Consider the following 23,152-nt stretch of genomic DNA (forward strand, 5'->3'; position numbering starts at 1 on the left):
CCCTGCGTTTTGGTTTATGCAGGGATGTGCGATGGCGGATGTTGTTTTATAGGGCGCGATTTAGACCATTGGGTGCTGAGGTTATGCAAAATGCAGCATGACGCTGCATCAGACCAACTCCATTTCCCTGATTAGTCGGGTATCAAGGCCGAACCGCTCCTGCGAGACCATCCTGAACTGCCCCTCTGCCAGGTCACAGCTCACCAGCAAGTTCCACGAATGCCGGGTTGCCGCCGACGGAATCAGCACAAACGGATGCTCAGCCAGTAAAGCGTCGGCGAACAATCGCTGATTGGGCGACGGCCGTGCAGGGCTCAGCCAATAAGGGTTCGGCACCTCTTCGGGCTGCACGATTTTCACCTTCGCGTCGCTGATGACCTCAAAGCACGTCAACACATAAGGCTCGCTGTCCAGGGCATCAAAACTGCGGTTGGCTGCCACCTCAAGAATGGCCGAAGAAGGATCGACGGATGCGTAGACGACGCGTCGTCCTGGTATGTTCCATCGACCGCCTCTGAGCTTTGATCCTATCCCGCTGTCCCACGTCCCTCCATAAACCTCGGGATCCAGCCGCCACGCATACCAATGCTCGTCCCACGGCAAGGGGTTCATGGGTAAACCCCGTAGATAAGCTGCTGCAAATACTGCTCAACCATCTGAAAGCCCAATGGGTGTCCTGTCAATTCCAGCGGCACATGACCGTGAAAATAAGTAGAGGGTTTCTGCATCCAGTCCTCCGCCCGTGGTTGCCCCCCGAAGGCCCGAGTGGCCAATTCCAGCACCAATGCATACTGGTAGGCGATGACACTCTGCTGCGGGTCAAGCCGTACCGGTTTACCTTCCTTCAGCAGTCGCCTAACCGCTCGGACCGACTTGCCAGTGATGCGTTGGACCATGTCGCCTTGCTGGTAAAGCCCGGAGGTCGAAAGCATGTCGACGACGTCGTTCAACTGGAAACCTTCCTCGGTCAGGTGAACGATCAGCAAGGCGTCATCACCGATGTTCTGGCCATGCACGAGCAATTCGACAGGTTTGCCCTCGACCCTCTTCAAGCCCGCCAACCGGGGTACTTTTGCGCTGGGCAAGGCGACATCCTCCATGGGGCACCTGGCACGATCATCGCGCCACTGATGGCGAGCGGAATAAGCGGGCGCTTCGTATTCGAGGTGTGCAGTTCGCATGATCCATCCATTATCAGAGGCCTGAGCGATCAGGCCGTTCACGACTTCAATGTCATTGCCGATGCTATAGATCACGCGTCCGACGACCAACCTGAAAATATCGTCGGAAATATCCCCTCTTTCGCGAAAAATCCTGCCGTTTCCGTAGGCCGTTTCCGAGCCAAGCCGAGCCCTCAACCTCCGAAGTGATAACTCACATCCAGCCACCACTGGCGCCCGTACGGGTCGTAGTTACCGGTCGGGTAATAAGGCCACCCTGCCGAGTCATCATGCTTGACCTGATTGAGCACGTTGTTCACGGTCAGCCCGACACTCGCCCGGTCGTTGAGCTTGTACCGTGCACTGGCGTTGAACACCGTCCACGGCGACAGACGCCCGTCGCCCGCGCCGTTGGTGACCGAGCCGTAACGAATCCCCATCAGCGTTGCCGTGGCTTTCTGGTAATCCCAGGTCAGGCTGGCGTTGACCTTGCTGCGCCAGTCGTAATTGGTGCGCGAAGTGCGCCAGTCCTGGGTCGGGGCTTCGTCCGATTCCTTGTAGTAATGCGAGAGCACCAGTGTGTAGCCCAGCGCCGAACTGAACGCGCCGTACTGCCCGGCGCCCCAGCGGATATTGCTCTTGAAGTCCAGGCCGCTGACCCGTTCGCTGGCGGCGTTGATCGCGTTCACCCGCACCCGCTGCAACTGATTGGGATCGACGGCGGCATTGCCGGGATTGCGATCGACGCGTGCCAGGGTCGACTGGCAGTTGGCTGAATTGATGTCCTGGGTGCCATTGCGGCATTCGTTCTCTTGCTGCAACAGGCGGTTTTCGTCGACGGTGGTCAGCAGGTCATCGATCTCAACTCGCCAGAAATCGGTGGAGAAATCGAAGTTGCGTGAAGGCGACCAGACGAAACCGTAGGTCCAGGATTTACCGCGCTCGGATTCCAGATCCGCCGTGCCGCTCTGGGTGTAATCCACCCGCCCGCGATCACAGGCGCCCTCCACGCCCTGGCTGCAACCGTAATAGTCGATCTGCGCCGGGTAGTAACCGTTGCTGTCGGACTGATAGATGTAGTTCAGGTCCGGAGCGCGGAAACTGGTGCCGTAGCTGCCGCGCACCAAAAGGCTGTTCACCGGCCGCCATTCCAGGCCGAGGTTGTAGGTCTTCTGTTGTTCGGTGCGGCCGCTGAATTTGTATTGGTCCCAGCGCCCAGCGGCTGTCGCCAGCACCGTGTCAGTGACCGGAATGCTGAATTCGCCGCCGGCCGCGTAACGCTTGCGCGAGCCACCGGAGCTTTGCGCCGGAGTCACGCCGTAGAAACTGCCGTCGTTGAGGCTGTCATCCGGATCGATGCGATATTCCTGTTTGCCTGCCTCAAGCACGCCGGCGAATCCCACCGGGCCGGCCGGCAGATCAAACAAATCGCCGTTGACCGACGCGTTGTAACTGGTCGACACCGACTTGCTGCTCTGCGTCAGGTTACCGCGAAACTGCTCCCATTCCTGTGGCGTCAATGGCCGGTCGAGGCGCGTGGCATCCGGCGCGAACACCGGATAGCCGCCACGGGTGCCGAGTTGCGGGCCGAGGTAGAAATCCTGGATCGACGACAGTGGCGTGTAACGCGTGGTGCGCACGCTTTTGTATTCGGATCGGTTGGCCGCCAGCTCATAGTTCCACCCGGTCTCGGCGATCTTGTCCGAGAGGCCCAGGGTGCCGGTCCATGAGGTATCGCGCCACTTGCTGTTATTGCTGGTGCGCCCGCCGATTTCCTCTTCACCGAAACGCCGATACCAGCGCTCCAGATTGCCGCTGTTCTGATTGATGAAGTCCGGCGAGGTGAAACTCGGGCCGCGTGTGTTGTTCTGGATGTGATCCAGGCCATACATCAAGTCCGCGAAGACCTGGCCACTGTCGCTGAAATGCCAGGTGCCACGGGTGTAGCCGTCGTAGTTTTCCTTCTGGGTCTGCACCGTCCAGTAATCGTTGTACATCTGGTCGGTGCGGCAACGCCCGCCGCTGTTGAACAGTTTGTTGTCGAACGTACCTTGATACGCACCGCAACCGGGTCCCAGATAGCGGTTGTTGGTCAGGTCGCGACGGTAGCCGACATCCGCCAGCGGCCCGCTCTGCATGAAGCCGCGATCATCGGCCCAGATCGGGTCGCGGTTGGTCAGTTCAAGTCCGAACAAACCGTCGAAGTCGCCCCAACTGCCGCCGCCACTGATCTGCAAGCGCTGGTTGTCACCACCGCCGCGCTCGCTGGTGCCGCCCTTGAGATTGACGTCGACGCCGTTCATTTTGTCCTTGAGGATAATGTTCACCACCCCGGCAATCGCATCCGAACCGTAGATCGCCGACGCGCCGCTGCTGAGCACTTCGATGCGGTCGATGATCGCCGACGGAATGTTCGCCAGGTTCGTGAAGTTGACCTTGCCGTCGTACGGCGTCGGGTAATCGGCGACCCGCCGGCCATTGATCAGCACCAGCGTGTGATTGGGGCCAAGTCCGCGCAGGTTGAGGGCGCTGGCCGCCGGTTGCCAGGTGTTGCCATAGTCTTCGCCCTGGGTCATGCCGGTGTTCTGGGTTTGCGTGGCGAGGGCGTCGTAGACGTTCTTGTAGCCACGCGCTTCCATTTCTTCGTGGGTGATGACGTTGACCGGCGTTGCACCATCGCTCTGGGCACGGGCGATGCGCGAGCCGGTGACGGTGACCTTCTCCATGCGGTAATCGGCGCTGCTGGCGGGCACCACGGCAGCCGCCTTGACCGGCGCGGCGCTCGGCGCATCGGCCTGACGAATGCTCAGACCCTGGGTGCCCTGCTCGACTTGCAGACCGCTGCCGATCAGGGCCTTCTCTACCGCCTGACGGCCACCCAATGCGCCGCGCACGGCACTGCTGCGCTTGCCCTGAACCAGATTCTGACTGAAGGAAATCGGCACGCCGGTCTGACGCGAGATGTCCAGCAGCACCTCGTCGAGGGCCCCGGCGGCAATGTCGAAGGTATAGACCTGAGTGGCGGCGTCTTGTGCCAGAACGGTGGCGGGGACAATGCCCGTTGCCAGCACGATGGCCAGTGTCAGGCGGGACAATTGTTGTTGTTTGAATGAGAACATCGAGGGGCTTCCCTGTTGAAGGCGTCTGCAGGGAATGAGCAGCGGGCCGGCGCTTTTTATAGGGGCACGGATAGACCGGGAAGTTATGGATTTATAACCGTGCTTCGATGCTGACCCAGTACGGGTTGTGCCAGGTGACACGGATCGGCAGCGAACGCTCCAGCAGTTGCAGGGTGCGATCGCTGTCGTCCAGCGGATAGAGACCGCTGAGACGCAAACTGGCGACCGCCGGGCTCAGGTGCAGGATGCCGCGACGGTAGCTGCGCAGGCTGTCGATGACTTCGCGCAAGGGGCGATCACGCACTTCAAGCCGCCCTTGCACCCAGGCACTTTCCTGCCCTTTGCTGCGTTCCAGCGCGAGAATTTCCTGCCTGTTGAACAGCAGACTTTCGCCCGCCTCCACCACTTGCCGCGCGCCACTGGCGGTGACCACTTCGACCTGCGAATGCAGCATCACCAGCCGCGTTGAATCTTCGCCGCGCTGCACCAGGAATTTGGTCCCAAGCGCGCGCATCCGCCCATGCTCGGTTTCGACCACGAACGGCCGGGCCAGATTTTTCGCGACATCGATCAGAAGCTCACCGCTGCGCAAGTCCAGCAATCGTTCGAGATTGTTGAAGCGCGGCACCACGCGGCTGCGGGCATTGAGGGTCAGGGCGCTGCCATCCTCCAGCGTGAATTCCCGACGCTCGCCGGTACCGGTCGACAACTCGCCGGCCTCCGGCAGCCAGCCATAACGTCGACCGATCAAACCGGCCAGCACCGCGATACCGAGCACACTCAAACTGCCACTGAGGAATCGACGGCGACTGGATGGTGCATTCAGGCTGTGCAGCACACTCTCGCGCGGCAACCCGCGCAGGTTCGAATGGCGCAGCAGATTCAGCCCGCCACCCATTTGCTCAATGATCTGCTGATGCCGTGGATCCGCCGTGCGCCAAGCGTCGAAGGCTGCGCGCTCCTGCAAGCTGACGTGCCCCGATTGCAGCAGCGCCATCCATTGCGCGGCTTCGTCGATCAGCGTTTCGTCCGGCCTCATGCCTGCATCGCCTGATAGCAACGCTTGAACGCCTCGACCATGTATTGCTGCACGCGGCTGGTGGACACGCCGAGGCGTTCGCCGATTTCGCTGTAAGTCAGACCGTCGAGCTGGTGATAGAGAAACGCGGCCTTGGCCTTGGCCGACAAGCCATTGAGCAAGCGATCCACCGCCAGCAGCGTTTCGATCACCAATTCCCGTTCCTCGGGCGACGGATGCACCAGCTCCGGCGCCAAGGCAAGGCTTTGCAGATAGGCGCGCTCCAGATCCTGCCGGCGCCAGCCTTCATAAACCAGCCGCCGGGCAATCGTGGTCAACAGCGCGCGAGGTTCGCGAATCGCCAGCGGATCGGGCAGCGCCAGGACCCTAAGAAAAGTTTCCGAAGCAATGTCCTGGGCGCTGTGCGGACAGCCGAGGGTACGGCTGACCGCTGCACACAGCCATCGGTAGTCCTTTTGGAACATTTGCCCGATGAGCTGGTAATGCGGGTTGTGACTCCCCATGCCTTACTCCCTGAAAACGGGCTCCACCCGCTGCGAAAATCCATGGATACGCCGGGATCTTCCGGCGGTGAACAGGGGTGCGACTGTGCAATAGCGCTTGAGACATTTGAAGTAATAAAAAATCAGGATCATCAAACATTTGAGAATAAGGCACGTCGTCGCCGCGGCAACATTGGCTGACACAACGTTGATCTCGATCAGTGGCGCCGGCCAAGCCAGTCTTTAACCTTGCGCCTCCATCGATAGCCACGGACGGCTCACCGGGAGCCTGCGGCTGACCTTTCAAGGACGAGCAATCATGCGATCACTCAACATCATTCTTCTGTCGTCGGCGTTCAACGGCCTGACCCAGCGTGCCTGGCTGGAGCTGCGTCAGGCCGGTCACTCACCCAGCGTGGTGCTGTTCACTGACGAAACCGCCGTGTGCGAGCAGATCGAAAACAGCGGCGCTGATCTGGTGATCTGCCCGTTCCTCAAGGATCGCGTTCCCTACGCGCTGTGGAGCAATCCGCAGCGTCCGGTCGTCATCATTCATCCCGGCATCGTCGGCGATCGCGGTGCCAGCGCACTGGACTGGGCGATCATGCGCGAACTGCCGTCCTGGGGCGTGACCGCCCTGCAAGCGGTGGAAGAAATGGACGCCGGCCCGGTCTGGGCGACTTGCGAATTCAACCTGCCAACGGGCCTGCGCAAATCCGAGCTGTACAACGGCCGGGTCAGCGACGCGGCAATCCGTTGCATTCGTGAAGTGGTCGAGAAATTCATCGACGGCTTCGTGCCGGTGGCGCTGGATTACAACGATCCGACAGTGCGCGGGCGTTTGCAGCCGAACATGAAACAGGACGACCGCACCTTCAGTTGGCACGACTGCTCGCGCTTCATCAAGCGCTGCATCGATGCGGCGGACGGCCAGCCCGGCGTACTCGCCAGCCTCGCCGGCGGGCAATATTACGTGTACGACGCGCACCTCGATCAGCGTACCGGCATGCCCGGCGAGATCCTCGCGGTGCACGACGACGCGGTGCTGGTGGCGACCGGTGATCACAGCCTGTGGATCGGCTCGCTGCGACGCAAACCGAAACCGGGCGAAGAAACCTTCAAGCGTCCGGCGCGGCATGTGCTGGCCGGGCAGTTGTCTGGCGTGCCGGTGCTGGACTGGTCGATTGCCAATGCGCCATTCAGCGACGAGCCTTATCAGCCAATCCGTTATCGCGAGTCCGGCCAAGTCGGCGAGCTGACGCTGGAGTTCTACAACGGCGCCATGAGCACCGAGCAATGCCGGCGCATGGTCGAGGCGCTGCGCTGGGCCAAATCCCGCGACACTCAAGTACTGTTGATCAAGGGTGGACGCGGCAGTTTTTCCAACGGCGTGCATTTGAACGTGATTCAGGCCGCCGAGGATCCGGGCGCCGAAGCCTGGGCCAATATCCAGGCCATCGATGATGTGTGCGAAGAATTGCTCAGCGCACGGCAACTGGTGGTCAGTGGGGTCACCGGCAATGCTGGCGCCGGTGGTGTGATGCTCGCACTGGCGGCTGACATCGTGTTTGCCCGCGCCGATATCGTGCTCAATCCGCATTACAAGAGCATGGGGCTGTATGGCTCGGAATACTGGACTTACAGCTTGCCTCGCGCCGTCGGCCCTGCCATGGCCGAACAATTGACCCAGGCTTGTCTGCCGGTCAGCGCTGCGCAGGCGCTGCAACTGGGCATGGTCCAGGAAATCGGCCCGCGCTGCCCGGACGAGTTCTCGCTGTGGCTGCTGCAACGGGCCAACAGTGTGCTGAGCGATCCGACTTATGCGCCGGTGCGAGAACGCAAGCTGCGGGTCGATCACGTACTGATCCGCCAATGCCGCGAGGCCGAACTGCAACAGATGCAGGAAGACATGTTGTACAACCGCAATCAGTTTGCCGAGAAGTGCCGCAACTTCGTCTACAAGCGCAAGACCTGCTGCACACCGGCGCGCTTGGTGGAGGATTGGGCTCGAGTGCAGGAGGCCGAGTTGACCAACTGATCAGCGGCGCAGTCCAGAGCGCCATCGCGAGCAGGCTCGCTCCCACGGTCAGTGATGCCTCGAAACTCACATGAACCGTGGGAGCGAGCCTGCTCGCGATTGAACGATGACGCGGTATCAGGCGTGGATCTACAATGCGCGCACCTCAGACACCGGCCCGCCCATGGACATCGACCTCGCCCGTACCTTTCTGGAAATTGTCCGCCACGGCAGCCTCGCCGCGGCGGCTGAAAAGCTGTTCGTCACCCAGACGGCAATCACCGCCCGAGTGCAGAAACTCGAAAGCCAACTGGGCAGCACGCTGTTCGTGCGCAACCGTGCCGGTGCGCGCCTGACCGCCAACGGCGAGGCCTTCGTGGTCTACGCCAATCAACTGGTGCAGACCTGGGAAGCGGCGCGCCGCGACCTGCCCTTGCCCGAGGGCTATCACAACGTGCTGCACATCGGCGGCGAGGTCAGCCTGTGCAATCCGCTGATGCTCAGTTGGGCCGCTGGACTGCGGGAAAAAATCCCCGGTCACGCCCTGCGTATGGAGATCCGCGACGGCGAAAATCTGCTGCGCCAGCTCGAACTGGGGGTGCTCGATGCGGCGCTGGTCTATCAACCGGAATACTGGCCGGGGCTGCAGGTCGAGCAGGTGCTGGAGGAGAAACTGATTCTGGTGACCACGCCCGGCCGCCCCGCGCCCTACGTGTACATCGACTGGGGCCCGGACTTCCGCCGCCAGCACGACGCGGCCCTGCCGGAAAAGGCCAAGGCCGCCCTGAGTTTCAACCTCGGCCCGCTGGCCCTGCAATACATTCTGGAGAACGGCGGCAGCGGCTATTTCCGTACCCGGGTGGTGCGCACTTATCTGGAAAGCGGCGCGCTGGAACCGGTGACCAAAGCCCCGGAATTCGGCTATCCGACCTACCTCGTCTACTCCCGCGACCGCGACTCGGCGATCCTGCAACAGGCGTTCGATCTGCTGCGCGAAGTGATCAAGGCCGATGACGACTGGTCGCAGCGCTGGAACCCGTTGAGCTGACGGCCGCTATGCACCGGAGCATGGCACTTGTGACCTGAAGGTTGCCCCTGCACAACCGGCGGGATCGGCTAATCTGCCCGGATAACAACAATATCCGCAGGTGACCGCAGTGAGGCAGACCACCGAGGCATTTCGTAGCCGCTACCGTGCGGCGATCCATCCCCGATACAACCCGTGGCTGCACGGCGCGTTCGTGCTGCTGTTCGGTGTGCTGGCCATCGGCGCGTTCTGGAGCAGCGTGCACCAGGTGCAACCACTGGAATGGCTGACCGTGCCGCTGACCCTGCTGTTTTTCAATTTCGGCGTGTACATGGTGCACCGCCACCTCGGCCACCACAAAAAGAGCTTCGCCCGGATGTTCTACGCCCGGCATGCCGGCGATCATCACAGCTTCTTCACCCCCGGCCACATGACCTACGATGGCGCCCGCGACTGGCGGGTGATCCTGTTTCCCGCCTGGCTGATCGTGCTGCACACACTGGCGATCACCCTTCCGCTGTGGTGGCTGTTCGCGCAGGTCAACAGCAACGTCGCCGGTCTGTTCGGCGGCTGCATGGTGTTCGGTTACCTGACCTATGAAGTGTTTCACGCCTGCGAGCATCTGCCGCCGCAGAACCCGCTGACCCGCCTGCCATGGATCCGCCAGATGCGCCGTCTGCACGAGCTGCATCACCGTCGTGAACGCATGCAGGAGCGCAACTTCAATATCGTTTTCCCGCTGATGGACTACCTGTTCGGCACCCTCTACTGGGAGCCGGAAACTGCCCCTCTGACCGATTCGAGAACGCCCATGACCCGCATGCAGCACACAGTCGACATCGCCGGTGATCCGATCGCCGTCCTCGCCTACGCCGCCACTGTCAGTCGCTGGCCGGAGTGGCACCCGTCCTCATTGAAGATCGACGGCCCGAACGGCTCTTTGCATGCCGGCGCACGATTCGACGAAGACATCCACGCAGGAGGCCGCGCGGGGCATTTGCGTTGGGAGGTGACCGAATACCTGCCCGGTCGGCGCTGGTGTGCCCGGGCTCAGGGTGATCAGGGTCTGTCATTGCTGCTGACCTATGAATGCTCGGCGCACGACGGTGCCACGCGGTTCGTGCGCACTCTCGACTACCAGTTCGAAGGTATCGGCCTGCGCATCGCCAACCATCTGCTGCTCAAGCGTCGCATCGAGCGCGAATCGGCGACTTCGATGCTGGCCCTGCGCGACATGGCCACCCGGCACCTGGCCCTTGCAGGAGCTCACGTGTGAAGTGGCGCTATCTGGCGTTGTTGCTGATTGTCGTCGTTGTGGCGTTCCTGCTGCTCATGCCGACCAAGGTCGAGCCCGTGGCATGGACGCCGCAACCAGCGCCCTCGCTGAGCGAAGGCCAGTACGCTGACAACCAGCGGCTCAAGGGTGTGGCACAGGTCGGGCCGAGCAATATCGAAGGTCCGGAAGCGCTGCTGCTGGAAAACGATTTTCTGATCACCGGCCTGCACGACGGTCGCCTGCTGCGCACCAGCCTCGACGGCCAACAGCGCAAGGTGCTGGCCGATACCGGCGGCCGGCCGCTGGGGTTGGCGCGGCATCCCAACGGTTTGCTGGTGATCGCCGACGGGGTCAAGGGTTTGCTGTCCCTCGATGCCCAGGGTCGGCTGGTGGCGTTGACCACCGAAGCCAATGGCCTGCCGTTCGGCTTCGCGGATGACGTGGCGATCGACAAGTCCGGACACTACGCCTACTTCAGCGACGCCTCGAGTCGATGGGGTTACGGCCACGATGGCGAAGCGATCATCGAGCATGGCGGCGACGGGCGCCTGCTGCGTTACGACTTCCAGACCGGAAAAACCAGCGTATTGCTGGACAAGCTGGAGTTCGCCAACGGCGTGACCCTCGGCCCGGAAGACGCCTATGTGCTGGTCAACGAAACCGGCGCCTACCGCATCAGCCGTTATTGGCTGACCGGGCCCAAGGCCGGCACCCACGATCTGTTCATCGATAACCTGCCGGGGCTGCCGGACAACCTCGCGTTCAATGGTCGGGATCGCTTCTGGGTGGCGCTGTACACACCGCGTAATCCGCTGCTCGACCGCACCGCGCCGCACCCTTTCGTGCGCAAGATGATCGTGCGGGCGATGACCGTCGTGCCCAAACCGGTGGAGAAGCGCGGGTTCGTGCTGGGGCTGGATCTGGAGGGCAAGGTGATTGCCAATCTGCAGGACGCCAGCGCCGGCAATTACTCGCCGATCACCACGGCGCGCGAGTATGGCGACTGGCTGTATTTCGGCTCGCTGAAGGCCACGCACATGGCGCGGATGCCGTTGGAGGCAGCGTTAAAGTGAGACTCGGGTTTCTGTAGTGATTCGAATGGCCCTATCGCCAGCAGGCTGGCTCCCACCGTGGGATTGCATTCCAGATGTGGGAGCCAGCCTGCTGGCGATAGCGGATTGTCAGTTGCTGGACCGATCGAACTTGTCCGGGTCTTCATCCTCCGGCACGTCCTCGCGCTTGCGTTCCTCTTCAGGATTACGGACGGTGTGCGCCGGACTGTTCGGCTCGGGATGCGTGGGAACGGGGTCGAACGCCCCCTGCTCTTCACTGGGGAATTTTGGCTTGTTCATAAGGCACCTCGCTGAGAGTCGCTATGTGAAGACTCTGAACATTCGAGGTGCCGGTCGGGGTTGTCGTTCCAGTCGTTTCACCACCGAAAGCCGGTGGCGCGACTGACGGTCAGGTTCGGGTCTGCAACTGCTCGACGATCTTGTCTTTGACCTGCAGGCGTTTCTCTTTGAGTTTCTTCAGGGTGTCGTCGCTCGGCGCATCCGAGGTCGCTGTCTCGGCCTTGACGACTTCGGCGTCCGCCTGGGAATACTTGTTGATCAGTGCATCCAGATGTGGATCCGCGGTGCGTCGTTGCTGGATCTCTTCCTTTGTTAGTTTCAAGTCCTGTAACAGATCATGGGTCACCGGCATGGAACACCTCCGTCAGTTGATCGGCAGCCAACGCGACCGATTGCGCTGGCCAGGTATCAGAATGGCCTCGGTTGACCGGTTCTGTCGACCACCTGTCAGACCAGCGGTGCCCGTTCGTCGCCCTTTCGCAAATGCGATAAAACCTTTCTCCGCGCCGTTCCCTCCATTGATTAACGCTCACAAAAAACCGCGTGGAGAAACACCAATGGACGGATTCAACCTGCGTCATCTGGCTCTGGCTGTCGCCTTGAGCACCGGCATGGGCAGCGCCTTCGCCGCCACCGACAACGATTTTGTGGACAACGCCGCTGCCGGGGGTATCGCCGAGATAGAAACCAGCCGTCTGGCCCTGGAAAAGAGCCAGTCGGCCGACATCAAGGCCTTCGCCGAACAAATGATCACCGACCACGGCAAAGCCAACGACGAGCTGGCAACCATTGCCAAGGCCAACGACATCGAAGTGCCGGACACCACGACCCTGGTCAAACAGGCCAAGGAGAAAATTCTCGATTGGCGAGATGAATCCTTCGATGCCGCCTACGCCAACAACCAGGTCAAGGCTCACGAAGAAACCATCGAGTTGTTCAAGAAAGAAGCCAACACCGTGACCGACGACAAGGTCAAGGGCGCCACCGAGCTCAAGGCTTTCGCGCAGAAAATGCTGCCGGCACTGGAAAAACATCTGGCCCACGCCAAGGAACTACAGGCCAAACATCCGAGCAAATAAAAACAGAGACACAAAGAGGCCGCCTCCCATGGGACGCGGCCTCTTTTCATTAGGGGGGCTGGTTGGCGAAAGAACAGCACTCACGGCCATACCGACTAGAGTTACCGGTGCGATTCTTGCGATAAATCAAAAATATCCTCGCGGGAACGAACAACTATTTCAAACGGCAAATGTCATTGACTTCGCGCCGGTCATTTTCCTCGCACCGGCCCCCCTTTCGAGACGGAGCAACAGGCACATGGCAGCACTGCAGAACAGCACACTCGATGCGATGAAAAACAAACAGGCACAACTGCTGGGTGAATGGATTCAAGGGCTGGTCGATAGCGGTGCCACCCGCAATCTCAAGGAACTCGATGTACAGCAACAGACCAGCGAGTTTCTGCAACTGGTGGTCTCCGGGCTGGAAAACGACAACAGCACCAACATCGCCGCGCCGGGCTGGGAGGCTACCCGCCAGTTCCTCGAAAAGCTCTCCCACAGCCGTGCCCTGCTCGGCCAGGATTCGCAGCAGACCGCCAATTTCATCTTCGCCCTCAAAGGCCCGCTGTTCGCCTTGCTGCAAAGTCATTACCGGGAACAGCCGGCGCTGCTGGCCGAACAGCTCTGGGAAATCTCCGAACTGCTCGACGCCTTCGGGATGCACACCATCCGCACGTTCCAGAAATCCCGTGAAGCGGTGATCAAGCGTCAGCAGGAAGAACTGCTGGAATTGTCCACGCCGGTGGTCAAGCTGTGGGACGGCGTGCTGGCCCTGCCAATGATCGGCACCCTCGACTCGCAACGCACCCAGGTGGTGATGGAATCGCTGCTGCAACGCATCGTCGACACCGGTTCGGAAATCGCCATCATCGACATCACCGGCGTGCCGACCGTCGACACCCTGGTGGCCCAGCACCTGCTGAAAACCGTGACCGCGATCCGCCTGATGGGCGCCGATTGCATCATCAGCGGCGTGCGTCCGCAGATCGCCCAGACCATTGTCCACCTCGGCCTCGACCTGCAAGGCGTGGTGACCAAGGCCAACCTGGCCGATGCGTTGAAACTGGCCCTGACCCGCTTGGGTATCACTCTCGCCAAGACGGTTTAACCAATGGAACGTATCCCGATTCTTCAAATGGGTGATTTCCTGCTGGTGACCATCCAGGTCGACATGCATGACCAGCTCGCCCTCACCTTGCAGGACGACCTGTCCGAGCGCATCAGCAAGACCTCGGCGCGCGGGGTGTTGATCGACATCTCGGCGCTGGACATGGTCGATTCGTTCATCGGCCGCATGATCGGCACCATCTCCGGGCTGTCGAAAATCATGGACGCCGAAACCATGCTCGTCGGCATGCAACCGGCGGTGGCGATCACGCTGGTCGAGCTCGGCCTGAACCTGCCGGGCGTCAGCACCGCGCTGAACGTCGAGCGCGGCATGAAACTGCTGCAGGAACGAGTACGCCAGCAATGACCGTGCGCAGCAGTGGTACCCAACCGATCAACATCGAGCAGGACGTGGTACTGGCCCGGCAACAGGCGCGCAAACTGGCCACCGAGTGCGGCATGCGCCTGATCGACCTGACCAAACTGGTGACCGCCGTCAGCGAGCTGGCGCGCAACACCATGGTCTACGGCGGTGGCGGCGACATGGACTGGCAGATTCTCGATGAAAATCACAAGATTGGCCTGCGCCTGACCTTTCGCGACGAGGGGCCGGGCATTGCCGACATCAAACTGGCGATGACCGATGGCTGGACGTCAGGCAGCGGCCTGGGCCTGGGCCTGACCGGCGCCAAACGGCTGGTGGACGAGTTCGAACTGGACACCGCTCCCGGAAAAGGCACTCGCATAACGATCACCCGATGGGCATGAATATCGCAGGAAGCCTGACCCAGGTGCTGCTGATGGAAGACAGCAGTCAGATCGGCCATGCCCGTCGCACTGCGCAACAGCTCGCCGAACGCCACGGTTTCGACGAGCGCGACGCCGGGCGCGTGGCGCTGGTGGCCACAGAGCTGGCGAGCAATGTGCTCAAGCACGCCGGTCGCGGTGAGATTCACCTGCGGCTCATCCCCCGGCTGTCCGGGTTCGGCATCGAAATGCTCGCCGTAGACCGGGCGCAAGGTTTTGTCCTGGACGACTGCCTCGCCGACGGTTACTCCACGGGTGGCACCCAAGGGATCGGACTGGGCGCCATTTCACGTCAGGCCGAGGTGTTCGACGTCTTTGCCGACAGCCGTGGCGCGGTGCTGCTCGCTCGCCTGTATCGAAGCGATGATCGCCAGCCGGACCTGCGTTACGGGGTCAGTCAGCACTCACTGCACAATGATCCGGCCTGTGGGGACGTCTGGCACCTGACGTATGACCGCAGCCATATCAGTGCGTTGTTGATCGACGGTCTTGGCCACGGTGAAGAAGCCGAACGTGCCGCCCGCGCCGGCGAGCAGGCCTTCGCCCGGGCGCCATTCACCGACCCTGTCGAGCTGATGGAAGATCTGCACCGGGACATGATCGGCACCCGTGGTGGCGCAGTGGCGTTTGCGCAGTTCAATGGCGAACGCGACCAGTTGACCTTTGCTGGCGTCGGCAATATCGGCGCCAGCCTGATTGCTGCCGACAAATCCCGGGGGATGGCCTCGCATCCGGGAATCGTTGGCGCGCAATACCGAAAGGCCCGCCCCTTTGACTATGCTCACGTGAACGGACATCTATTGATCATGTACAGCGACGGCTTGCAGTCCCGTTGGAATCTCCAGGACTACCCCGGTCTGGTGCACCGCCATCCAGCCGTGATAGCCACTCTCCTGCACCGCGACTTCTGCCGCGGGCGCGACGATGTAACGGTGCTGGTCGTTGCCCTGGAGGCCGCCCATGGCTGAGTCCCCGACGTTGAGCAGCGCTGAACAATCGGCACTGATCGCGCAATTGCAGGCCGAAAGTGCCGCGCTGCGCGAAGAGCTCGACGAGACCAATCAGGGCGTGCTGGCCCTGTACGCGGAACTCGACACCCAGGCCGAACAACTGCGTCAGGCCTCGGATCTGAAAAGTCGCTTCCTGTCGTACATGAGCCACGAATTCCGTACGCCGCTGGGCTCGATCCTGAGCATCAACAGCCTGCTGGCGGACGAACTCGACGGCCCGCTCAGCCCCGAGCAGCACAAGCAGGTTGCATTTGTCAGCAGCGCTGCCCGTGAACTCAGCGACATGGTCGATGACCTGCTGGATCTCGCCAAGATCGAGGCCGGGCGCATCACCATTTCCCCGGCGTGGTTCGACATGTTCGATCTGTTCGCCGCACTGCGCGGGATGTTCCGGCCGATTGTCGACGCCACGGCCGTGGACCTGATTTTCGAAGAGCCGGTGGGCCTGCCGCGCCTTTACACCGACGACAAGAAACTCGCGCAGATCCTGCGCAACTTCATTTCCAACTCGCTGAAGTTCACCACCCGTGGCGAAGTCCGGGTCTCGGCGCGACTGGACGGTGCAGACAGGGTTCGCTTCGCTGTCAGCGACACAGGCATCGGCATCGCGCCTGAATTGCACGGCAAACTGTTCGAAGACTTTTCCCAGGTCGACTCGCCGTTGCAAAAGCGCCTGCGGGGTACAGGGCTCGGCTTGTCCCTGTGCAAGCGCTTCGCCGAGTTGCTCGGTGGCGAGGTCGGTGTCGAGAGTACGCCGGGCGTGGGCTCGAGCTTTTTCGTGATCATTCCGTTGGCGATTGCCCAGGAGAACATCGATGAAACATGACATCCGTCTGTTGATCGTCGATGACAACGTCGCCACCCGTTACGCCTTGCGCCGACGGCTGGAGCGCCACGGCTACGAAGTGTTCGAGGCCGGCACCGGCGGTGAAGGCCTGGCCCTGATCGCCAGCGAAACGCTCGATGCGCTGATTCTCGACGTCAACCTGCCGGACATGAGCGGATTCGACATCGTGCGTGAACTGCGCGCCGACCCGGGCACCGCTCTGCTCCCGGTGATCCACGTGTCGGCGGCGTCGATCCAGACCGGCGACATCATCACCGGCCTCGATGCCGGGGCCGATGCCTACCTGATTCACCCGGTCGACCCCGATGTGCTGCTGGCAACGTTGCGCACCTTGCTGCGGGTGCGCGACACGGAGAACGCGTTGCGCGAAAGCGAGGCGCGTTTCCGCGAGATTTTCGTCAACGTTTCCGCGCCCATCGCGGTGCTCGACGCCGACCTGAAAGTCCACGAGTGCAATCACGCCTTCTCTCAACTGATCCAGGACAACCGCGACCCGCAGACCCTCAGCGAATGCTTCGCCGAGGATCAGAGCGCGATCCTCAACGAACTGCGCCTGCGACTGGTGGACGGCGAGCGCTGGAAAGGTACGCTGAACATGAGAGTGCAAGGCGAGATCCGCGAAACCGAGTGGCAGATTTCTCCCTACCGCACACCGGGACTGAGCCTGGTGTTCGTCGAGGACGTCACCGAACATCGCCATCGCGAGCGCTCGCATCTGGCGCGGCTGGACGACACCACCACGCAACTGGCCAAGGAAGTCGCCGACCGGGTCCGCGCCGAATCGCAGCTGCTGCAAGTGCAGAAAATGGATGCGCTAGGCAAACTCACCGGCGGTATCGCCCATGACTTCAACAACCTGCTGACCGGAATCATCACCAGCCTCGAACTGATCCAGAAACGCGTCGCCGATGCCCGTCTGGACAAAGTTCAGTTCTACACCGACGCGGCGCTCAACTCGGCAACGAGTGCAGCGTCCCTTACCCACCGCCTGCTGGCCTTTGCCCGCCAGCAACCGCTCGACACCCGGCCGGTGGACATCAATGACCACGTGCGTTCGCTGGAAGAACTGCTGGTGCGCACCATCGGCGAACGCATAGCGCTGAAGCTGGAATTGACGACCAAACCGGCCATCGCCCTGGTCGATCCGATTCAACTGGAAAGCGCCGTGCTCAACCTGGTGATCAATGCCCGCGATGCGCTGCCGCAGGGCGGCAATATCTGGGTCAGCACCTACGCGGCCTATTCCCATGGCGACCCGAACCTGACTGACGGCTCCTACGTAGCGCTGTCGGTACGCGACGATGGCACCGGCATCGAGCACAGTGTGATCGACAAGGTGTTCGACCCGTTCTTCACCACCAAACCGCTGGGCCAGGGCACCGGGCTGGGGTTATCGACGATTTACGGTTTCGCCCGTCAGTCCGGTGGCGATGCGCACATTCGCAGCGTCGCCCGGCGTGGCACCGAGGTGACGATCATGTTGCCGGCCACCACTGATCCGACGTCTGTCGATGTGAAACCGGAGGCGATTGACCCACGGGGCACCGAACATGTGTTGATCGTCGAGGACATGCCTTCAGTCCGGATGTTCGTCACTGAAGTGCTGGAAGACGCCGGTTATCGCTGCACCCAGGCGGCCGATATCGAAACCGCGCTGGAGCGTTTGCAGAATGACCCGTCGATCAACCTGCTACTGACCGACGTCGGCCTGCCACGCATGACCGGCCGTGAACTGGCAGACGTTGCCCGTGGCTGGCGTGAGGGACTGCCAATCCTGTTCATGACCGGCTACGCGGAAACCGCGATCAATCGCCAGGTGTTCCTAGGCCCGGGCATGGAAATGCTGATCAAGCCGTTCCAGATCAGTGAGTTGCTGGACAAGGTGCGGCGTACGCTCGACGGCGCCTGATACACCGCCATCGCGGGCAAGCCCGCTCCCACAGTTTTATGTGCCGTACACAAATTCGTGAACACATCAGACTCTGTGGGAGCGGGCTTGCCCGCGATGAGGCCGGTCCATGCGACGCAGTTAGCGGCTCAAGGCTCGCGCCAGAAACGGCGCAGTCCGACTCTTCTTGCTCGCGGCGACCTTCTGCGGCGTCCCCGCCACGACAATCTTGCCGCCCTGATCCCCTGCGCCCGGTCCGATATCAATCACCCAGTCACTCCGCGCCACCACACGCATTTCATGCTCGACCACAATCACCGTATGCCCCGCCGTCACCAGCGTATCCAACTGCTCCAGTAACCGATCGACATCCCTTGGATGCAGGCCGGTGGTGGGCTCATCCAGCACATACAAAGTGGCGCCACGCTGGTTGCGTTGCAGTTCGGTCGCAAGCTTGATCCGCTGCGCTTCGCCACCGGACAACTCGGTGGCCGGCTGCCCGAGTCGCAGGTAACCCAGGCCAATATCGCGCAACACCTCCAGCGAACGGCGAATGCCCGGTTGTTCGGCAAATACCGTCACCGCGTCGTCCACGGTCAATTGCAGCACCTGGGCAATGCTCAGGTCTTGCCAGAGGATCGCCAGTGTCTCGGGGTTGTATCGCGCACCATGACAGGTCGGGCATGGCGCATAGACGCTGGGCATGAACAGCAACTCGACACTGACGAACCCTTCCCCTTCGCAAGTCTCGCAGCGACCCTTGGCGACGTTGAAGGAGAACTGCCCCGCGTCGTAACCGGCAGCCTTGGCGTCGGCCGTCGCGGCGAACAGTTTGCGCACGTTGTCGAACAGCCCGGTGTAGGTCGCCAGGTTCGAACGCGGCGTGCGGCCGATGGGCTTCTGATCGACTTGCACAAGGCGCTTGATCGACTCCAGCCCGGCCACGACCTGACCCGTGCTGGCCTGCGGGGTGTCGTCTTCCAGGTTCAGCTCTTCAGGTTCCGCATCGCTGACGCTGCGCCCCAGCCGCGCGCCCACCAGTTCCAGCAGTGCCTGACTGACCAGACTCGACTTGCCCGAACCCGACACGCCGGTCACCGAAGTAAAGCAACCCAACGGAAATTCAGCGCTGAGGTTGTGCAGATTATTGCGCGTGATGCCCTCGAGCTTCAGCCACCCCGAGGGTTTGCGCGCATGTCGCGTTGGCCGTTGGTGTTCGGAAAACAGATAGGCGCGGGTTTGCGAATGTTCAATGGTGGCCAGCCCCGGCGGCGGGCCGCTGTAGAGAATCTGCCCACCCTTTTCACCCGCCGCCGGGCCGACGTCGATCAGCCAGTCGGCACGGCGCATGGTGTCCAGGTCATGTTCGACCACAAACACGCTGTTGCCGTCGGCCTTGAGCCGCTGCAAGGCATCGAACAGTGCTTCGCCGTCAGCCGGATGCAAACCGGCGGAGGGCTCGTCGAGTACGTAAATGACACCGAACAACTGCGAGCCCAATTGCGTGGCCAGCCGCAAACGCTGCAACTCGCCGGACGACAGGGTTGGCGTGCTGCGCTCCAGTGCCAGATAGCCAAGACCCAGGTCGGTCAGGGTGCTGACCCGCTCCAGCAGATCTTCGGCAATGCGTTGTGCCGCCAGACGTTTTTCCAGCGACAGGTTCGGCGTGTGGCGCACGTCCGGGGCCTTGGCGTGGCCACTGGCGCCGTGAGCCACCCGTTGCTGACGGGCGTCGCGGGTCTGGGCGTGGCTCAGGGTTTCACCGGTTTCCTCGGGGTGTTCCAGCCAGCTCGCAGCGGCCACCGGTTTCAATATCTCGGCCAGTTTGAGCAACGGCATCTGCGCCAGCTCGCCAATGTCATAGCCTGCGAAAGTCACCGACAACGCCTCGCGCTTGAGTCGTTTGCCATCGCACAGCGGACATGGGCTGCCGAGCATGAATTGCGAAACACGCTTCTTCATCAACGCACTTTGAGAATGCGTAAAGGTGTGCAGGATGTAGCGCCGGGCGCCGGTGAAGGTGCCTTGATAACTCGGCTCCATCTTGCGCTTGAGCGCGACCCGGGTTTCCTCCGGCGTCAGCCCCGCGTACACCGGAACCGTCGGGGTTTCCTCGGTAAAGAGGATCCAGTCACGCTGTTTTTTCGGCAGCTTGCGCCAGGGAATGTCGACATCGATGCCCATGGTCACCAGGATGTCGCGCAGGTTCTGTCCCTGCCACGCCAACGGCCAGGAAGCCACGGCACGCTGGCGGATGGTCAGATTCGGATCCGGCACCATCAACGCCTCGGTGACCTCGTAGACCCGACCCAGTCCATGGCATTGCGGGCAGGCGCCTTGCGGCGTGTTCGGTGAAAAATCCTCGGCATACAGCATTGGCTGACCCGGCGGATAGCTGCCGGCGCGCGAGTACAGCATTCGGATCAGGCTCGAGAGCGTGGTGACGCTGCCCACCGACGAGCGCGTGCTCGGCGTGCCGCGCTGTTGCTGCAGGGCCACGGCCGGCGGCAGGCCGTCGATGGAGTCGACATCCGGCACACCGACCTGATCGATCAGACGCCGCGCATAAGGCGCCACCGATTCGAAATAGCGCCGCTGGGCTTCGGCATACAGCGTTGAAAACGCCAGCGACGACTTGCCCGAACCCGACACCCCGGTGAACACCACCAGTGCATCGCGAGGAATGTCGACGTCCACGTTCTTCAGATTGTGTTCACGGGCACCGCGCACGCGAACCATGCCGGCGGCAGAACTGGAATTGCGTCTGGAAGTCATCGGCCAGCCTTGGTCAGGGGATTTGGAGCTCAGGTGCTGAGCACGGAACGGATCATCTGCAGCAATGCTTCGGGGCTATAGGGCTTGCCGAGCAAATGGGTGTCGGGGCTGAGCTGGTGGTTGCGCGAGATGATGTCGCGAGTGTGCCCCGAGGTGAACAGCACGGCCACCGGTGGCATTTGCACCTTGGCCCATGCCGCCAGATCGGAGCTCTTGATCAGGCCGGGCATGACCACGTCGGTGAAGATCAGGTCGACCCGGGCGCCTTCCATCAACATTTGCATGGCCGCGTCGCCATTGCCGGCGATCAGCACGCGATAGCCTTCTTCGCGCAACAGCTCGACAGCCGAGGTGCGCACCGCTTCGTTGTCTTCGACAACCAGGATCGTCTCGTGACCACCGGCCTGATGTTTTTCCAGCGTTGGCACGACAACCCCCAACGGCCGCAGGCTGCGCGGGAAGAACAACTGCACCCGTGTGCCTTCGCCGATCCGGCTGTCGATCTCGACATGGCCGCCGCTCTGTTTCACGAATCCGAACACCATGCTCAAGCCGAGGCCGGTGCCATGGCCGTCGGCCTTGGTGGTGAAGAATGGCTCGAATACCTGCTCAAGCATGTGCGGGGCAATGCCGACGCCGCTGTCACCGACCGACACCCGGACGAAATCCCCCGGCACGATGCCCTTGCCGGCGCAAAAAGCCCGGTCGAGCGAAGTATTGGCGGCACCGAGCACAATAGTGCCCTCGCCCTTCATCGCATCCCGGGCATTGATGGCCAGATTGAGAATGGCGTTTTCCAATTGATTACGATCGACATTGATGTGCCACGGTTCATCCGGCACCTGCACGTCGATCTGAATGGTTTCGCCCAGCGCACGTTGCAGCAACTCGCCGACGCCGTCGAAGATCTGCCGCGGATTGCACACCGCCGGCGACAGCGGCTGGCGACGGGCAAACGCGAGCAGTTGCGAGGACAGCTTGGCGCCGCGCTCGACCGCCGCCAGCGACGCGCCAACCCGGCGCTGGACGTTGGCATTGTCCGGTTCATGGCGGGCCAGCAGGTGCAGGTTGCCGGCGATCACTTGCAGCAGGTTGTTGAAGTCGTGGGCCACGCCGCCAGTGAGGCCACCGATGGCTTCGAGCTTCTGCGACTGACGCAGTTGCTCTTCGGCACTCAGGCGTGCCTCGACCTCATCGGCCACGCGCTGTTCGAGATTGCGGGTGAATTTGAGCAGGGACTCTTCAGCGGTCTTGCGTTCATGGATGTCAATCAGCACGCCGGGAAAACGAAACGGCTGGCCTTGCTCGTCGAACTCGCAGCAACCGCTGGCCAGCACCCAGAGAAAGCTGCCATCGGCGCGTATCACGCGGTATTCGGCGTTGTACGGCTCGCCGGTGCGCACCGAGTTATCGACGCATTCCTGCACCCAGCTGCGGTCATCGGGATGAATGTGCGCTTCGGTGATGTGCTGCGGCAGGTTGGTCAGGTCCTGATCCGGCGGAAAGGAAAACGTGCGGGCAAATCGCTCGTCGGCTGACAGCACATTGTTCTTCACATCCCACACGAAGGATCCGAGCAGTGCCCCGGCATTCAGTGCCAGTCGAACCCGCTCGTTGTCGGCGCGGTAAGCGTCTTCGGCAGCCTGGCGAAACCGCTCGGACAACACCAGCTCAGTGGTTTCGACCACCATCGCCATCACGCCGGCGGGCGCTCCGGCGTCGTTGGCGACCGGGCTGTAATAAAGATCCATCCAGACATTTTCAGGATTGCCGTCGCGTAGCAAGACCAGCTCTTTGTTGCGATAGGACAACGTGCCGCCTGCCAGGCAGGTGTCGACCACATGCCGATTGAATTCGGCGACCTCCGGCCAGCCCAGCTCGACCGGCACGCCGAGCAAATACGGATGACGTCCGCCGGCAAATCTGGAATAAGCGTCGTTGTAGATCATGTAGCCGGGCTGGCCCCAGAGCATGACCATCGGCAACGGCGAAGCGAGCATCAGTTGCACCGTGCTGCACAGACTGGCGGGCCAGGTGGCGAGCGGGCCCAGATCGGTCCCTTCCCAGTCGAACGCACGGATACGCCCGGCCATTTCGCCTTTCCAGCCGTCGCACCCGTGGCTATCGGATAAAAACTGCATCGATTGAACCAACGCCTTATGGATTATTCCGACCTATCGCCGCG

Annotated in this window: 20 protein-coding genes; 11 read left to right on the forward strand and 9 right to left on the reverse strand. The window is 61.8% G+C overall.

Annotated elements, in window-relative coordinates; translation table 11 throughout:
* Positions 1-108: 108 nt before the first annotated feature.
* From CAF63_RS06690 to CAF63_RS06710, 5 genes are all read right to left on the reverse strand, one after another.
* On the reverse strand, positions 109-612 hold the full coding sequence (locus CAF63_RS06690) for an RES family NAD+ phosphorylase (RefSeq protein WP_085683898.1): 504 nt from the start codon (positions 610-612) through the stop codon (positions 109-111).
* Positions 609-1,100, reverse strand: coding sequence for an antitoxin Xre/MbcA/ParS toxin-binding domain-containing protein (locus tag CAF63_RS06695; protein WP_085683969.1), 492 nt, complete (start codon positions 1,098-1,100; stop codon positions 609-611). Before CAF63_RS06695 ends, CAF63_RS06690 begins: the two co-directional genes overlap by 4 nt.
* Before the next feature lie 254 nt (positions 1,101-1,354).
* A complete protein-coding gene (locus CAF63_RS06700; protein ID WP_085683899.1) occupies positions 1,355-4,279 on the reverse strand; it encodes a TonB-dependent receptor in 2,925 nt (974 codons plus the stop codon).
* A 91-nt stretch (positions 4,280-4,370) separates the two neighbouring features.
* Positions 4,371-5,318, reverse strand: coding sequence for a FecR domain-containing protein (locus tag CAF63_RS06705; RefSeq protein WP_085683900.1), 948 nt, complete (start codon positions 5,316-5,318; stop codon positions 4,371-4,373).
* Positions 5,315-5,821 (reverse strand): sigma-70 family RNA polymerase sigma factor, encoded by a 507-nt coding sequence (locus tag CAF63_RS06710; RefSeq protein ID WP_085683901.1) that lies wholly within the window; start codon positions 5,819-5,821, stop codon positions 5,315-5,317. Before CAF63_RS06710 ends, CAF63_RS06705 begins: the two co-directional genes overlap by 4 nt.
* A gap of 298 nt (positions 5,822-6,119) precedes the next feature.
* Between CAF63_RS06710 and CAF63_RS06715 the strand changes: the two genes are divergently transcribed.
* The 4 genes from CAF63_RS06715 to CAF63_RS06730 all read left to right on the forward strand — a co-directional run bounded on the left by CAF63_RS06715 (position 6,120) and on the right by CAF63_RS06730 (position 11,193).
* Complete coding sequence (locus CAF63_RS06715; protein ID WP_085683902.1) at positions 6,120-7,838, forward strand: hydrogenase maturation protein; 1,719 nt, start codon at positions 6,120-6,122, stop codon at positions 7,836-7,838.
* A gap of 163 nt (positions 7,839-8,001) precedes the next feature.
* On the forward strand, positions 8,002-8,865 hold the full coding sequence (locus tag CAF63_RS06720; RefSeq protein WP_085683970.1) for a LysR family transcriptional regulator: 864 nt from the start codon (positions 8,002-8,004) through the stop codon (positions 8,863-8,865).
* 109 nt (positions 8,866-8,974) lie between these two features.
* On the forward strand, positions 8,975-10,120 hold the full coding sequence (locus CAF63_RS06725) for a sterol desaturase family protein (RefSeq protein ID WP_085683903.1): 1,146 nt from the start codon (positions 8,975-8,977) through the stop codon (positions 10,118-10,120).
* The gene (locus tag CAF63_RS06730) at positions 10,117-11,193 is read left to right on the forward strand and encodes an SMP-30/gluconolactonase/LRE family protein (RefSeq protein ID WP_085683904.1); all 1,077 of its coding nucleotides are present in this window, start codon (positions 10,117-10,119) and stop codon (positions 11,191-11,193) included. Before CAF63_RS06725 ends, CAF63_RS06730 begins: the two co-directional genes overlap by 4 nt.
* Positions 11,194-11,301: 108 nt before the next feature.
* Here CAF63_RS06730 and CAF63_RS28805 read toward each other — a convergent pair whose 3' ends face one another.
* Together CAF63_RS28805 and CAF63_RS06735 are read right to left on the reverse strand one after the other, a co-directional pair.
* Positions 11,302-11,472 carry a hypothetical protein gene (locus CAF63_RS28805; RefSeq protein ID WP_178081267.1) on the reverse strand — a complete coding sequence of 57 codons (171 nt, stop codon included), beginning with the start codon at positions 11,470-11,472 and terminating at the stop codon, positions 11,302-11,304.
* Between the two features lie 109 nt (positions 11,473-11,581).
* Entirely contained in the window at positions 11,582-11,824 is a 243-nt protein-coding gene (locus CAF63_RS06735; RefSeq protein WP_085683905.1) for a YdcH family protein, read from the reverse strand.
* 205 nt (positions 11,825-12,029) lie between these two features.
* Here CAF63_RS06735 and CAF63_RS06740 point away from each other — a divergent pair, with 205 nt between their 5' ends.
* From CAF63_RS06740 to CAF63_RS06770, 7 genes are all read left to right on the forward strand, one after another.
* Positions 12,030-12,551 carry a DUF4142 domain-containing protein gene (locus CAF63_RS06740; protein WP_085683906.1) on the forward strand — a complete coding sequence of 174 codons (522 nt, stop codon included), beginning with the start codon at positions 12,030-12,032 and terminating at the stop codon, positions 12,549-12,551.
* Between the two features lie 238 nt (positions 12,552-12,789).
* Complete coding sequence (locus tag CAF63_RS06745; RefSeq protein ID WP_085683907.1) at positions 12,790-13,641, forward strand: STAS domain-containing protein; 852 nt, start codon at positions 12,790-12,792, stop codon at positions 13,639-13,641.
* 3 nt (positions 13,642-13,644) lie between these two features.
* Entirely contained in the window at positions 13,645-14,007 is a 363-nt protein-coding gene (locus CAF63_RS06750) for an STAS domain-containing protein (protein ID WP_007959463.1), read from the forward strand.
* Entirely contained in the window at positions 14,004-14,408 is a 405-nt protein-coding gene (locus CAF63_RS06755; RefSeq protein WP_085683908.1) for an anti-sigma regulatory factor, read from the forward strand. Before CAF63_RS06750 ends, CAF63_RS06755 begins: the two co-directional genes overlap by 4 nt.
* A complete protein-coding gene (locus CAF63_RS06760; protein WP_085683971.1) occupies positions 14,405-15,415 on the forward strand; it encodes an ATP-binding protein in 1,011 nt (336 codons plus the stop codon). The genes CAF63_RS06755 and CAF63_RS06760 overlap by 4 nt, the downstream gene beginning before the upstream one ends.
* Positions 15,408-16,283 carry a sensor histidine kinase KdpD gene (locus CAF63_RS06765; protein ID WP_085683909.1) on the forward strand — a complete coding sequence of 292 codons (876 nt, stop codon included), beginning with the start codon at positions 15,408-15,410 and terminating at the stop codon, positions 16,281-16,283. The genes CAF63_RS06760 and CAF63_RS06765 overlap by 8 nt, the downstream gene beginning before the upstream one ends.
* On the forward strand, positions 16,273-18,213 hold the full coding sequence (locus CAF63_RS06770; protein ID WP_085683910.1) for a response regulator: 1,941 nt from the start codon (positions 16,273-16,275) through the stop codon (positions 18,211-18,213). The genes CAF63_RS06765 and CAF63_RS06770 overlap by 11 nt, the downstream gene beginning before the upstream one ends.
* A gap of 120 nt (positions 18,214-18,333) precedes the next feature.
* Here CAF63_RS06770 and CAF63_RS06775 read toward each other — a convergent pair whose 3' ends face one another.
* Together CAF63_RS06775 and CAF63_RS06780 are read right to left on the reverse strand one after the other, a co-directional pair.
* Positions 18,334-20,967 carry an excinuclease ABC subunit UvrA gene (locus tag CAF63_RS06775; RefSeq protein ID WP_085683911.1) on the reverse strand — a complete coding sequence of 878 codons (2,634 nt, stop codon included), beginning with the start codon at positions 20,965-20,967 and terminating at the stop codon, positions 18,334-18,336.
* Between the two features lie 29 nt (positions 20,968-20,996).
* On the reverse strand, positions 20,997-23,108 hold the full coding sequence (locus CAF63_RS06780; RefSeq protein WP_085683912.1) for a PAS domain-containing sensor histidine kinase: 2,112 nt from the start codon (positions 23,106-23,108) through the stop codon (positions 20,997-20,999).
* Positions 23,109-23,152 lie beyond the last annotated feature (44 nt).

Source organism: Pseudomonas sp. B20(2017) (assembly GCF_002113125.1).
GTDB lineage: Bacteria > Pseudomonadota > Gammaproteobacteria > Pseudomonadales > Pseudomonadaceae > Aquipseudomonas.